Genomic DNA, 12,918 nt, shown 5'->3' with positions numbered 1-12,918 from the left:
TCTCGGGTTAAGGATTTCAGATCAGATTGTAATTCTCCGGCTGCGTGCAGTAATTTTCCACTCGCCGGCGATTTCGCCATTTTCGATGACGGTTGCAAAGTCATGTAAGGCGACAGTCGGGCAGATATGGAAGGGTAATGCGTAAAAAACATCACCTATCTGTACCGACTCCCAGGTTTCGGAGTCCACCTGTAACACACCATGCTCTTCGCTTTGCCCGAGTACGGTGTAATCACTTAGATTGAGCAGACGAAGTCGGTTTTCAACCGGGTTTTCCGCTGAAATAGCTTTGTGGCCCAAGTCGATGGTAATGATGCCCACAGTTGGTTTGGAAACGACCCGTGTGAGGATCAGGGCCGCATGCTCAAACGGCTGGCCATCGAAACGGTCACCGTACCCCCAATCCCAAAGTACGTTGGTACCGGGGCTCAGATATACATCGGGGCGGAGCGTATGAACTGTAAATGAAGGGGAGCCTCCCGCTATGATCATGGGTTCATACCCGCATTCGGCTTCAATGCGGTCGAGCAATGGAAGTACTGTTTCATAGGCTTCGTCGGCCGCCGCTTTGCGTTCTGAAAACTCAGGATTACGTATATGTCCGTCGTAAATGTGCACACCGCCGAAAGCAAGGCCTTCGAGGCTGCTGACATAGCGGTAGAGCGAGAGCAGTGATTCGTCCGTGGCATGCCCGGTACGGTTCATACCATTGTTCACGTCGAGAAACAGCGTGGACCGTACGCCGCGGGCCACAGACGCCTCGCTTAGCAATGTGGCCGTTTGGTCATTGTCAACCAGCGATGCAAAGGTTACTTCCGGATATTTTCCCTGCAGCCGGAAAAGTCTGTCGACATTCGGCCCGACGAGCTGATAGGCAATCAGTATCCAGCGTGCCCCGGATTCGGCGAGCATTTCAGCTTCGGCAATGGTGGCGCATTTGAACTTTGAAATCCCGGCCGATAACTGGATTTTTACAATCTCCGGGCATTTATGGGTTTTCACGTGCGGGATCAGCCGATCGGCGTCTCCTGCAATGTTCACCATGCTTCGGATGTTGCTTTCAATGCGTTCTCTGTAAAAGACCAAAGACGGCGAAATGATTTCTTCGGGGGTGTTGAGCAGGTACCACATGGTGTTTATGATTGAGTGACTGAATGACCGAATGATTGAATACCGGACTGATATTCAATCATTCGGTCATTGCACCGGCGACCCGGTCAAAATTATTTTTCTTCTAGTTCAAACATCGCTTCGATCTCCACCGGGATATTATCGGGAAGAGTACCCATTCCCACGGCACTTCTGACGCCGATGCCATTCTCTTCACCCCAGACTTTCGCGAAGAGTTCGCTGCATCCGTTGATAATAAAGGGATGTTTTTCAAAGTCGGTGGTACAGTTAACCATTCCCAGTACTTTAATCACCCTTTTCACGCGATTCAGGCTGCCCAGGTTGGCTTTCAAAGTTGAAAGAATAGCCAGGCCCACCTGGCGCGCGGCCAGTTTTCCCTGATCCGCATCGAGGTCTTTCCCGATCCTGCCTTTGATCAGCGTGCCGTCGTCCTGTACGGTACCGTGCCCGGAAACATAAACCCAACGTTTATCGACGATGAGCAAGGGCTTATAAACGCCGACGGGCTTGGGGGCCGGAGGAAGGTTTAATCCAAGTGCTGCGAAGTTTGATTCAGGTGTTTTGTCCATAATAATAAAGAATGTTGGCTATCAGCCGTTTGCATTTGATTAATAAGATACTGACCAGCTGCGACGGCAGCCGATACGATTTGCCGGATAGTGCCGGGTAGGGCTAGACGAACAAATTTAGCACTAAAACGCCCAGTAAACCCATAACTGACACAATTGTTTCCATCACTGACCAGGTCAGGAGGGTGTCTTTGATGCTCAGATTGAAGTATTCTTTGAAGAGCCAGAAACCACCGTCGTTCAAATGCGAGAACATCAGACTGCCGGATCCGATGGCGAGCACCAGTAGCTCGGGGGGGACAGCGGAATTAGCCAGTAGCGGCGCTAGTATGCCAACAGTAGTAAGCCCGGCCACGGTGGCGGAACCGACGCAAACACGGATCACCGCCGCGATGGCCCAGCTCAGCAGGAGAGGAGATATTTCCATTCCCTTAAGACTCTCGGCGATATAGGTACTCACACCGCTCGCTGTCATGATTTCTTTAAAAACGCCTGCCCCGGCGATGATCAGCAAAATCACAGAGACACCTTTGAATGCTTCTTCCATCGATTTGCCTATCTTTTTCATAGTCATCCCGCGTTTCACACCCAATGCATAGGCCGCGAAAAGAACGGAAACGAGCATGCCGAAATAGGGTTCAGCGAGCAGCCCGATCAGTTTGTTCTCAGGGTAAACGCGTTTAACACCCGACATGGTCGTTAACAGAAACACGGGAAGCAAAGCGGTAATGACACTGATTCCCAGGCCGGGAAGTTCAGACGTCGGTCGTGGCTTTACATTGAAAAGATCAGCATCCGGTTTAGGCTGGAAGCGCTTCAGCGTACTCCCGAAAATCGGGCCGGCGACCGCGATGGCCGGGAGTGAAACGATCATACCATAGAAGAGGGTTTTGCCCAGATCTGCATGCAACTGACTGGCGATGGCTGCCGGAGAAGGGTGGGGTGGGAGGTACCCGTGAGCCACCGATAAGGCCGAAAGCATGGGCACTCCTATATATAATAGTGGTAATCGGGCGGTGGCGCTGATCATAAAAATCAATGGAATCACGATCACGAAACCCGCATTGTAAAACAAAGGAATTCCTATTACAAAACCTGCCAGCGCCATACCCCATTGGATGTATTTTTGGCCAAAGAGACTGATTAACGCATCGGTAATCCGCTGAGCCGCCCCGCTATCGGCCACCATCTTCCCGAGCATCGCGCCGAAGCCGACAATGAGCACCAGATCCCCCAACGTTCCTCCCACACCTTTTTGAATGGCTTTGCTTACCGTGTCGACGTCGAGCCCGCTTGCCAGTCCGAGTGCAATGGATACGAGCAGGAAAGAGATGAAAGTATCGATTTTGAGCCAGGCAATCAGTAAAATAAGCGCGAGAATTGCGATAAAGGTCAGTAATAACGGCATAAGTGAAATTGTCGAAAAGTAAGCTTTTGGTAATAAGCTGGAAGAAAGGAAAATTTAATGATAGAAGCCAATTTAGTTTTCCCAGCGATATTTCGGAGAGGTAATGAACGGAATGTCACGCATATACGCTCAGAAGCCCAAAATAGCACAAAAGATAGTTTGTTAGAATGCTTTAAAATAGCGAAATTTGATTTTTTAGTACCTGTAAGATTGTATTAATCCACTGAGCGGTTGAACATATTTAATCTCTCACTTTAAATTTTGATTCTTTTCTAATTCTTTATGGCAGAATCTTCTGGTGAAAACATTATCCCCATTAATATTGAGGATGAAATGCGTGGCGCCTACATCGATTACTCGATGTCCGTTATTATTTCCCGCGCTTTACCCGACGTTCGCGATGGTCTGAAGCCCGTTCACAGACGGGTGCTTTATGGGATGGAAGATCTGGGCGTAAGCTACAATCGGTCCCATAAAAAGTCGGCTCGTATCGTTGGGGAAGTTTTGGGTAAATATCACCCGCATGGCGACTCTTCTGTGTACAACACAATGGTGCGCATGGCTCAGCCGTGGTCTTTGCGTTACCCGCTTGTCGATGGCCAGGGTAACTTCGGGTCGGTCGACGGTGACAACCCGGCAGCGATGCGTTATACGGAGGCGAGGCTGAAAAGAATTGCGGACGAGCTGCTTGCAGATCTTAAAAAGGATACGGTTGACTTTCAACCCAACTTCGACGATTCATTGAGCGAGCCATCGGTGCTCCCTGCCAAGTTTCCTAACCTGCTCGTAAACGGATCTTCCGGTATCGCGGTGGGTATGGCTACCAATATGGCGCCACACAATCTAAGTGAGGTTGTGGACGGCGTGCTCGCTTACATCGACAACAACGACATTACAATCCCGGAACTGATGGAGCACGTAAAAGCTCCTGACTTCCCGACGGGTGGTATCATTTATGGTTACAACGGTGTGCGTTCCGCCATGGAAACCGGCCGCGGTAGCATTATCATGCGTTCCAAAGCGCAGTTCGAGGTTTCGAAAACCGGCCGTGAGCAGATTATCGTTACCGAGATACCTTATATGATCAACAAGGCGGCGATGATCGAACGGATCGCGTCGTTGATCAATGACAAAAAGCTCGATGGCATTTCCGACATCCGTGACGAGTCGGACCGCGATGGGATGCGTATCGTATTCGACTTGAAAAAGGATGCGATACCTAATATTGTATTGAACCATTTGTTCAAATACACCCCATTGCAGACTTCGTTCGGGGTCAACAACGTGGCGCTTGTAAAAGGACGCCCGGTGTTGCTGAACCTGAAAGACCTGATCAAGCATTACGTTGATCACCGGATCGTTGTCATTACCCGCCGGACTGAATTTGAGTTACGTGAAGCTGAAAAACGCGCACATATTCTCGAAGGTTTGCTGATTGCACTCGATAATCTCGATGCGGTGATCGCATTGATCCGCGCCGCCCGCGACCCTGAAACAGCGAAGACGGGATTGATGGAGCAATTTACGCTGTCGGAAATCCAGGCGCGTGCGATTCTTGAAATGCGCTTGCAACGTCTGACAGGTCTGGAAAGAGACAAGATCGTGAAGGAATACGAAGAGATCATGATCCTGATCACAGATTTGAAAGACATTCTTGCCAACGAGTACCGCAAGTTCGAAATCATCAGAACCGAGCTGACCGACATTAAAGAGCGTTATGGTGATGAACGTCGGACCAAGATCGAGTTTTCAGCGGAAGAATTCAGCGATGAAGACATGATCGCCGATGAGGAGATGCTGATCACTATTTCGAAGGAGGGTTATATCAAGCGGACACCGCTTTCAGAATATCGTACACAAACAAGAGGTGGTGTAGGTTCACGCGGTGTAAAAACCAAGGACACCGATTTCACCGAGCATTTGTTCTCTGCGACGATGCTGAATTACCTCCTGATTTTCACAGAATACGGTAAATTGTTCTGGATGAAGGTATACGAGGTACCGGAAGGAAGTAAAACTTCAAAAGGCCGTCCGATCCAGAATCTGATCAGCCTGGAAACCGGTGATTCGATCCGCTCCGTGATCAATGTGAAGACATTATCGGATGATGATTATATCAACAATAATTTCCTTATTATGTGTACCGAGCAAGGTACGATCAAAAAGACTTTGCTCGAAGCATATTCACGTCCGCGTACCAACGGGATCATTGCAATATCTATCAACGAGGGTGACCGTCTGCTGAATGTGGCGCTGACCAACGGAGACAATGATATCGTCATCGCGTCGGCCGCGGGTAGGGCAGTCCGGTTCAATGAAAAAGGCGTGCGACCAATGGGGCGTACCGCTGCCGGCGTACGTGGTATCAATCTGAATGACCCGGGTAATAAGGTGATCGGTATGGTTTGTATAAGCCGTGAAGACGCACAATTACTGGTGGTGTCAGAAAATGGTTTTGGAAAACGTTCTGCCATAGATAGTTATCGCGTTACAAACCGTGGCGGTAAGGGCGTTTCAACGATGAATGCAACCGACAAGGTAGGTAAGCTGGTGGCGATCCGGGAAGTGACGGAAGAGGACGACCTGATGATCATCACCCGAAACGGAATTGCTATCAGGATGAGCGTATTGGACATCCGCCAGGCTGGACGTAATACCCAGGGCGTGAAGTTGATCCGACTCAACAACAGCGACGAAATCACCTCGGTAACCAGAATTCTGAAAGACCCGGATGAAAAAGCCGAAGAGCTGGATGAAGAAGGTAACGTAGTGCAGAAACCGGTAGGGCAGATCGAGGGAGCTGCGGATGAGGAGTTATTGGTATCGGATGAATTGGACGAGGCAGATGAAGATGTAGCCGATGACGAAGAGGAGGGCGATGATGAGCCTTCTGACGACGCAGAGGCATGATTTTTGTAAAAATTGTATTAATTGATTTATATTTAAAACTCGAACAATCAATCACAACCAAAGTTAATATTTATGAAAAAACTGTTTTTTGTTTCTGCACTTAGTCTGTTCGGCTGTGCTGCGATGGCGCAGGACGCTGTGAACAAGGCTATGGTAGATGGATATCGTAAGGATAAAGAGAAAAGCGATAAAGATGCAACCGACCCAAAATCGAGCGCGAAGGCGGCATTCTGGTTGGAGCGTGCAAAACTTTATGAAAATATAGCTCTGCAAGGTTCTGAGGTAGATTCGAGTGCAGCAAAAACGGCCATGGAAGCCTACAAAAAGGTTGTTGAGCTGGATGTTACGAAGAAAGGAGAACCTGGTAAATCATCGAAGGAGGCAAGCAATATACTGGCTGGCGGCGAGGGTACACAGCTTTTCAATGCATTTGTAAAGCAAGGCGCTGAGAAATACCAGGCTAAAAACCTGAACGGTGCTTTGGAGATGTTCCAGGCTGCTCAGGAGATTAACAAGAAAGATACTTTGGCATCTCTTTATGGAGGTATCGCTGCGCAACAGCTTGATAAAAAGGATATTGCGAAAACCAATTTTGAAAAATATGCTGCTAACGGAGGAAAGGACCCCAGTGTATTCTACGGTTTGGCTCAGCTTTACCGTTCGGAAAACAATTTCGATAAGGCGATTGAAACTTTGAATAAGGGGTTGACACAATCACCCGGAAACAAAGACCTGAAAGCGGAGGTTGTTAATATACTGTTGGCATCGGGTAAGGAAGATCAGGCTATCAAAGAACTTGAAGCTTTGGCCGCTGCTGATCCTAAAAACACCCAAAATGTGGTAAATCTGGCTATTTTGTATGACAACATGTACAGAACAGCTACCGACAAAGTGAAGCAATTGAGCGCCAAAGCGGGCGGAGGAGCAAACACTGCCGCCGCTGCTGAAAAGAACCTGACTGCTGAAAAAGACAAGATTGCAGTGTATGACGGTGAAGTAAAACGTATCGGCGCGCTGATTAAAAAGCAACCTAAGAATGCAGACCTGAAACGCCAGCTTGCTGATGTGAATGCGAAAAAGAAAGAAAGCGTTGAGGCCATCGCCAAATTGGAAGGTGAAGTGAAAGCTGCCCAGGAAGCTGCCAAAGGTCAGGATGTAGCAGCGGCGCAAAAGGAACTTGCCGACGCGAAAGCGAAACAAAAGGAAGCAAGCGACAAAGCGATTCTTAACTACAAGAAAGCTTTGGAGATCGACGCGACCAACTACGATGCACTTTATAACCTGGGCGTTTTCTACTTCAATGAAGCTGTGCAGTTGAAAGGTGAAGTGGATAACATGAACATGACTGAATACCAGCAACGTGGTAAGGAAGTTGAAGGTCGTGTTTGCGGTAAATTCAAAAAAGCAAAACCATACTTCGAAAAAGCCATCCAGGCTAAAGACGAAGCTGAGGCAAAAGACAACCTTACAAACCTGAATGGTGTTCTTGAACAATTCGCTGCAAAGGGAGTGGCTTGTATCGAAGAATAGTAAGTAGAGTATAAAAGGAAATAGCACTGACTACATCAGTGCTATTTCCTTTTAATGGAATCTATTTAACATAATATAAATTATACAACAACTAAACATCAGATTAGATCACTGCCAATATCTCCGAGTTCAATTAAGCGTTCAGTATACTTTGGTGACAACGTTCTGAGATTTAAACAAAGCGTCCTGGATGTGGGGCAAGATCTCCTGTTAAAACGTCAGCGATCCGAATTGGATTGGTTTGAGATTTATCTGTCTCAAATACAGTGAGGTTAACAGCTGTTTCGAGCGGCTATGAACTCGCTCATGAAAATCGATTTTTAGTGCAAAATGGCGCTATTTGATCAAAATAGCGCCATTTTAGAATATACATTTCACTCAAACGGTCAGATCCAACCGATGCTTGTTAAGCAATATCACAAATCTTCACACATTCCTGTAAAGAAGCTAATGGCTCACGCTTCGGAATAAACTCCTGGGCGACAAAACCTTTAAAGCCTGTATCGACGATCGCTTTCATAATCGCCGGGTAATATAGTTCCTGACCTTCGTCGATTTCGTTGCGGCCCGGCACACCGCCGGTGTGGTAATGGCCGATGTATTTATGGTACTGGCGGATCGTCGCAATGACGTCGCCTTCCATGATAGACATGTGATAGATATCGTAAAGCAGTTTGAAATTTTCCGAACCTACCATTTCGCAAAGACCCGCGCCCCAGGCAGTATGGTCGCACATGTAATCCTTGTGATTGACTTTACTATTCAGCAATTCCATGATCATTGTAATACCGTGCTTTTTTGCGGAAGGCATCAATCTCCGCAAACCAACCGCACAGTTTCTCATCCCGTCGATGTCGGACATGCCGCGCCGGTTACCGGAAAAGCAAATGACTGTTTTATAACCTGCTTCTTTCAGTTTCGGAAAAAGCTCCTCGTAGCTTTTGACCAGCTCGTCGTGTAAAGCGGGATCATTAAATCCTTTTTCAATGCCCATTCCTGCGCCGTTAGGCAACGCACAAGTGAGCCCGTATTTTTTTAACGTCGGCCAATCTTCCGGTCCAAGGAGTTCAATGGACGTAATACCGATCTTTTTACATTCCTGTGCGAAAGTGTCGAGCGGGATCTTACCGTAGCACCATTTGCAAACCGAATGATTGATCTTACCATTGAGTTTAGTACCCAGAACAGCTTCGTTTTTGGCGAAAACATCCGAGATGGATAAAATACCGGCAGTCCCCGCTGCAATATGTTTTAAGGCGTTTCTTCTGGTTGACATAATATGAATCCGTTGAATGTCAGTGTTTAAGCAATATCACAAATGGTTACTCCCTGTTTAAGTGACGCGAGATCGTCGCCTCGGCTTGGTACAAACTCCTGCCCTACAAATCCTTTGTAACCGGTTTCTACAATGGCTTTCATGATTGACGGATAATACAGTTCCTGCGTTTCATCGATTTCATGTCGGCCCGGAACGCCGCCAGTGTGATAATGTGCAATGTACTTATGATACTTTTTAATAGTAGCGATGACGTCGCCTTCCTGGATTTGCATGTGGTAGATATCGTAAAGCAACTTAAACTTCTCAGAACCAACGGCTTCGCAGAGGGCAGCCCCCCACTCTGTCCGGTCGCACATGTAATCCTTGTGATTGACTTTGCTATTCAACAGCTCCATTACCAGGGTTACATTATGTTTTTCGGCTGTTGGGATCAGTTTCCTGATACCTTCGGCGCAGTTGCGGATTCCATCATAGTCCGACATGCCGCGGCGGTTTCCTGAGAAGCAGATGATTTTGTCATAGCCCGCAGCACGTACTTTGGGTATCACATCTTCAAAACCTTTGATGAGTTCCTCATGATTTTTGGGATCGTTGAAGCCTTTGTCAATGCTTCTCGTCAGGCCTTCGCCCCAGGGCAAGGCGCAGGTCAGACCATATTTCTGAATCACCGGCCATTCTTCCGGTCCCAGCAATTCAATGGATGTCAGTCCTATTTTCTTACATTCCTGTGCAAATGTATCCAGAGGGATTTTGCTATAACACCATTTGCAAACGGAGTGGTTGATTTTGCCATTCAGTGCTGATCCCAGTGCTTTTTCGGAAGCAGCAAATGCGCCAGCCAGTGACGTGGAAAAAGTACCCAGGCCTGCCGCCGCAGCCATACTTTTAAGCGCTTTTCTTCGATTTGAGTGTGAATTCATTTAATATGTAACTATCTGATATAATATAAGTTGCCGGTACCTCAAAAAAGCAGCCTTCCTCCGTTCTGCCGTATATTTATATACGTCGATTGATTTAATCTTTGCTTGCTACTCAACGCTACAAAAAAGTAGTGATGCTGCCGGACTGTTTTCGCTCTAAAAGCATTACAGTCAACACGCAGCACCACTATCTTAAGCCTAATTAATTATAATCTACTCAAAAAACCGACGGATCTATTTTCCTCCTTTTGCAGAAGCAGATTCGGTATAGATCGGATTGTTTTTATTGCCACCAGCCATCAGATAAGCGACCAGGTCACGCAATTCGTTCGGGTTAAGGCCGTTGATCAGACCTGGCAGCATCATCGACACCGGTGAAATTTTGGTCGAAACAACTTCTTTCTTACTCACCTTCCGGATCGTTTTAGGATCAAATGGGTTTTGTGATACATAGTAGAAGTTGGCATCCTGGTTGACTTCACGTCCCACGATTGATTGTCCGTCTTTCAACTGGAACGAGATCGAAGCGTATTGGTCGGAAACCGCCTTGTCGGGTTCAATGATCGCTTCCAGCATGTCTTTTACCGAAAAGCGTGTTCCCAATTGGGTCAGCTCCGGACCCACATCGGCACCCTCACCCTGGATCGTATGGCAACGGCTGCAAAGAACGGCGGAAAAAATCTGCTTGCCGCGTTCGAAGTCACGGTTGGCAAGACTATCCTGAACCAACGACACAGCCTGGTCAACTTTCCACCCGCGGCCCGGTCCTTTCGGTGTGTACAATTTAACAAGATCGTTTCCTGTTCCTGTAAGGAGCTCAGATCCAGACATTTTGTTGTAATGTGCCACTTTGTCGGAAGGGACGTTCTTCAATGCGAGTTGACGGGCTTTATCGATGAAGCCGATGTAACTCCGCCCCCCCTGGTAGCTGAAAGCTTTATGGAACCACTTAAAATACTCGTCTCTCAAAGCTGGCGTCCAGCCTGTTTTAGCGCTGCTGAGCATGATGGCGTAGAACGTTTGCTGGGCAGGCGGCATTTTTTCAAGCAAACCGGCCAGATCAAGTCCGTATTGCGGGTTACGGAGGATCAGGTCCGCCGATGCAGTGACCATTTCGTTATCCTTATCGTCGAACTTCTCGTTTTTCGTGATCAGTCCCAGCGTTTTTTCAACCACTTTGGGTGCTTCCAGTGTAATCAGGATTTTGGCCAAAAAGCGGTTCTGCAATGCGCTGGGTGACGGATATTTAGGATTAAGATACGCAATGAGCTGTGTTTTCGTCGCTGCATCCGGCTGTCCGGTGCGATACAGGATCACTTCAACAGCGCGGAGCAATGCCTGCTTTTGAAGGTCATCCAATTTGGCGTAATCGACAGTGGCCAGTTTTTTCAAAAGGGGCCCTCCTACTTTGGTTGAATCACCCTGGCGGCCTAATGCAATGGCTGCATAGATGACAGATTGCGGGTCTTTTTCGGCAAAAACTTTACTCTCCCACTGCGCAACAGGTTGATGTTCAATAGCTAGCCGGGCCGCGTAACGCAGAAAGCGGTCAGGGCTTTTCAAAAGAGGCCATGCGAGATCAATTGCTTTTGGGTCTTTCTTAACATGGTATTCTTCGATTGCTGTGCGTTGCTTGTGCTCATTGGTGATCACCGGCGTCGCTGCATTTGAGCCAGGTGCAATATTCTTGTAATCACCATAATACACTCTATAAAGGTCCGATTCTAGACGGCGGCCGCCGGTCAGGAAATACAATGCGCCGTCAGGGCCAATGGCGCCGTCGGTTAATGGAAGCGGTGCACCCGAAAGGAATTCTTCGTGATCGGCAGTATAGGTTGAGCCGCTGGGTTTGAGATGCAGACCGTGAACGATACCAAATGACCAGTCGAATGCGAGCAATGTGTTTTTGTATTTCGCTGGGAAGCGTGCGTCTTTGAGGTAAATGAGGTTGGTAGGTGATCCTTGCCCGATATTCATAACCGGTGAAAGGAAATCGGCGAATGCAGGCGACGTATTGGCCGAACCTGTTCTCCATCCGAACTCACCGCCGCTCACCGCGTGGCAAACGCGTGTTGGACGGTACCATGGTGTCCCGAAATCCCACTCCATATCCGAGTCATAAGCGAAAAGGTCACCCGCTTCATTGAATGCAATATCGTATGGGTTACGGAAACCGGCTGTGTACAATTCCCATTTTTTTCCTTCCGGATCTGTATGAGCGATCCACCCCCCGGGAGCATTACGGTCGGTCGCGTGTCCGCGCGGATCCTTGATGAACGGGAACAGGTTGTCATTTTTCCAGTTAGGCATCAGGCGGTACACATCCATAGTCGGCAGGTCGGTGAAATTACCGGCCACTACGAACAGGGATTTTTTGTCGGGAGCCATCACGATACTGTGCGGACCGTGCTCCCCTTCTCCTTTCAGTGGCTTGATCAATGTGATTTTATCGTATTGATCGTTGTTATCCGTGTCCTGTAACCGGTAGAGACCGCTGCCCTTGGGGAAACGTGGATTGGAGCGATTGTTGATCATCACATACAGGCTGTTGAATGCGTAGAGCAATCCATGCGCATATCCCATCGCTACCTTAGCCGTATCTCCTTCGACTTTAAGGGTTTCAACCGTGGGCTTTTCTGTAGATCCGATCGCCGGTATTACCAAACGGAACAAACCGCCGTACTGGTCAGAAGTGATCATGCGTCCTTTGTCATCGAAAGTCATAGAGACCCATGAACCATTTTTTTCCTCCGAAGGGCTATATAAATGTTCGGCCTTAAAGCCATCCGGCAATTTTATTTTGTCAACTTTTGAGCCGGGAGGGCGGTGTTTGGCAGTTCGGTTACTCAGCATTACTCCACAGAAAACGCCCACGGCCAGTAGCACCGCGAGTGTCATCGGAAGTTTTAACCATTGTTTTTTTGTGTACATTTTACAGCTCAGAGTTTAAGTAATTATGATTGAAAAAATGGTGGAAGTACCGTTGAAGCCTGACTGACAGAGCCTATATCTTCTTAAATAAAGCAAACTAAAACTTCAAATAATCTGATAAACACAATATTATAGGTAAACATCCATGCGACTATCCTGTTGTGTGGGGTATTCGGCATATAAGTCGGAACTAATTCCCTGATAATGCAAAAAGTGCAGTGAGCTTCCGCCCGCTGCACT

8 protein-coding genes are annotated in these 12,918 nt (G+C 47.8%); 2 read left to right on the top strand and 6 right to left on the bottom strand.

Going from position 1 to position 12,918, the window contains the following annotated elements; translation table 11 throughout:
• Positions 1-21 precede the first annotated feature (21 nt).
• From BP71_RS05745 to BP71_RS05735, 3 genes are all read right to left on the bottom strand, one after another.
• Complete coding sequence (locus BP71_RS05745; protein ID WP_496377516.1) at positions 22-1,131, bottom strand: D-TA family PLP-dependent enzyme; 1,110 nt, start codon at positions 1,129-1,131, stop codon at positions 22-24.
• 92 nt (positions 1,132-1,223) lie between these two features.
• The gene (locus tag BP71_RS05740) at positions 1,224-1,700 is read right to left on the bottom strand and encodes a RidA family protein (protein WP_496377514.1); all 477 of its coding nucleotides are present in this window, start codon (positions 1,698-1,700) and stop codon (positions 1,224-1,226) included.
• 103 nt (positions 1,701-1,803) lie between these two features.
• On the bottom strand, positions 1,804-3,108 hold the full coding sequence (locus BP71_RS05735; RefSeq protein ID WP_496377512.1) for a gluconate:H+ symporter: 1,305 nt from the start codon (positions 3,106-3,108) through the stop codon (positions 1,804-1,806).
• A 282-nt stretch (positions 3,109-3,390) separates the two neighbouring features.
• Between BP71_RS05735 and gyrA the strand changes: the two genes are divergently transcribed.
• The gene (gene gyrA / locus BP71_RS05730) at positions 3,391-6,018 is read left to right on the top strand and encodes a DNA gyrase subunit A (protein ID WP_496377510.1); all 2,628 of its coding nucleotides are present in this window, start codon (positions 3,391-3,393) and stop codon (positions 6,016-6,018) included.
• Between the two features lie 72 nt (positions 6,019-6,090).
• Positions 6,091-7,548, top strand: coding sequence for a tetratricopeptide repeat protein (locus BP71_RS05725; protein ID WP_496377508.1), 1,458 nt, complete (start codon positions 6,091-6,093; stop codon positions 7,546-7,548).
• Positions 7,549-7,954: 406 nt separating this feature from the next.
• On the opposite strand, the gene BP71_RS05720 is transcribed toward BP71_RS05725, so the two are convergent.
• The 3 genes from BP71_RS05720 to BP71_RS05710 form a co-directional block, all read right to left on the bottom strand.
• Entirely contained in the window at positions 7,955-8,824 is an 870-nt protein-coding gene (locus tag BP71_RS05720) for a hydroxypyruvate isomerase family protein (protein ID WP_496377506.1), read from the bottom strand.
• A 26-nt stretch (positions 8,825-8,850) separates the two neighbouring features.
• Positions 8,851-9,708 carry a hydroxypyruvate isomerase family protein gene (locus BP71_RS05715; RefSeq protein ID WP_496377504.1) on the bottom strand — a complete coding sequence of 286 codons (858 nt, stop codon included), beginning with the start codon at positions 9,706-9,708 and terminating at the stop codon, positions 8,851-8,853.
• Between the two features lie 273 nt (positions 9,709-9,981).
• Complete coding sequence (locus BP71_RS05710; protein WP_496377502.1) at positions 9,982-12,678, bottom strand: PQQ-dependent sugar dehydrogenase; 2,697 nt, start codon at positions 12,676-12,678, stop codon at positions 9,982-9,984.
• Positions 12,679-12,918 lie beyond the last annotated feature (240 nt).

It is taken from the genome of Dyadobacter ginsengisoli DSM 21015 (assembly GCF_059568735.1).
The sequence above is the reverse complement of the archived record's forward strand: the minus strand, read 5'-3'. Positions and strand labels throughout refer to the sequence as shown.

What these genes read in the sequence shown, in the direction of transcription:
- BP71_RS05745 (WP_496377516.1), bottom strand. Translation starts at nt 1,131, where the DNA reads ATGTGGTACCTGCTCAACACCCCCGAAGAAATCATTTCGCCGTCTTTG.
- BP71_RS05740 (WP_496377514.1), bottom strand. Translation starts at nt 1,700, where the DNA reads ATGGACAAAACACCTGAATCAAACTTCGCAGCACTTGGATTAAACCTT.
- BP71_RS05735 (WP_496377512.1), bottom strand. Translation starts at nt 3,108, where the DNA reads ATGCCGTTATTACTGACCTTTATCGCAATTCTCGCGCTTATTTTACTG.
- gyrA (WP_496377510.1), top strand. Translation starts at nt 3,391, where the DNA reads ATGGCAGAATCTTCTGGTGAAAACATTATCCCCATTAATATTGAGGAT.
- BP71_RS05725 (WP_496377508.1), top strand. Translation starts at nt 6,091, where the DNA reads ATGAAAAAACTGTTTTTTGTTTCTGCACTTAGTCTGTTCGGCTGTGCT.
- BP71_RS05720 (WP_496377506.1), bottom strand. Translation starts at nt 8,824, where the DNA reads ATGTCAACCAGAAGAAACGCCTTAAAACATATTGCAGCGGGGACTGCC.
- BP71_RS05715 (WP_496377504.1), bottom strand. Translation starts at nt 9,708, where the DNA reads ATGGCTGCGGCGGCAGGCCTGGGTACTTTTTCCACGTCACTGGCTGGC.
- BP71_RS05710 (WP_496377502.1), bottom strand. Translation starts at nt 12,678, where the DNA reads ATGTACACAAAAAAACAATGGTTAAAACTTCCGATGACACTCGCGGTG.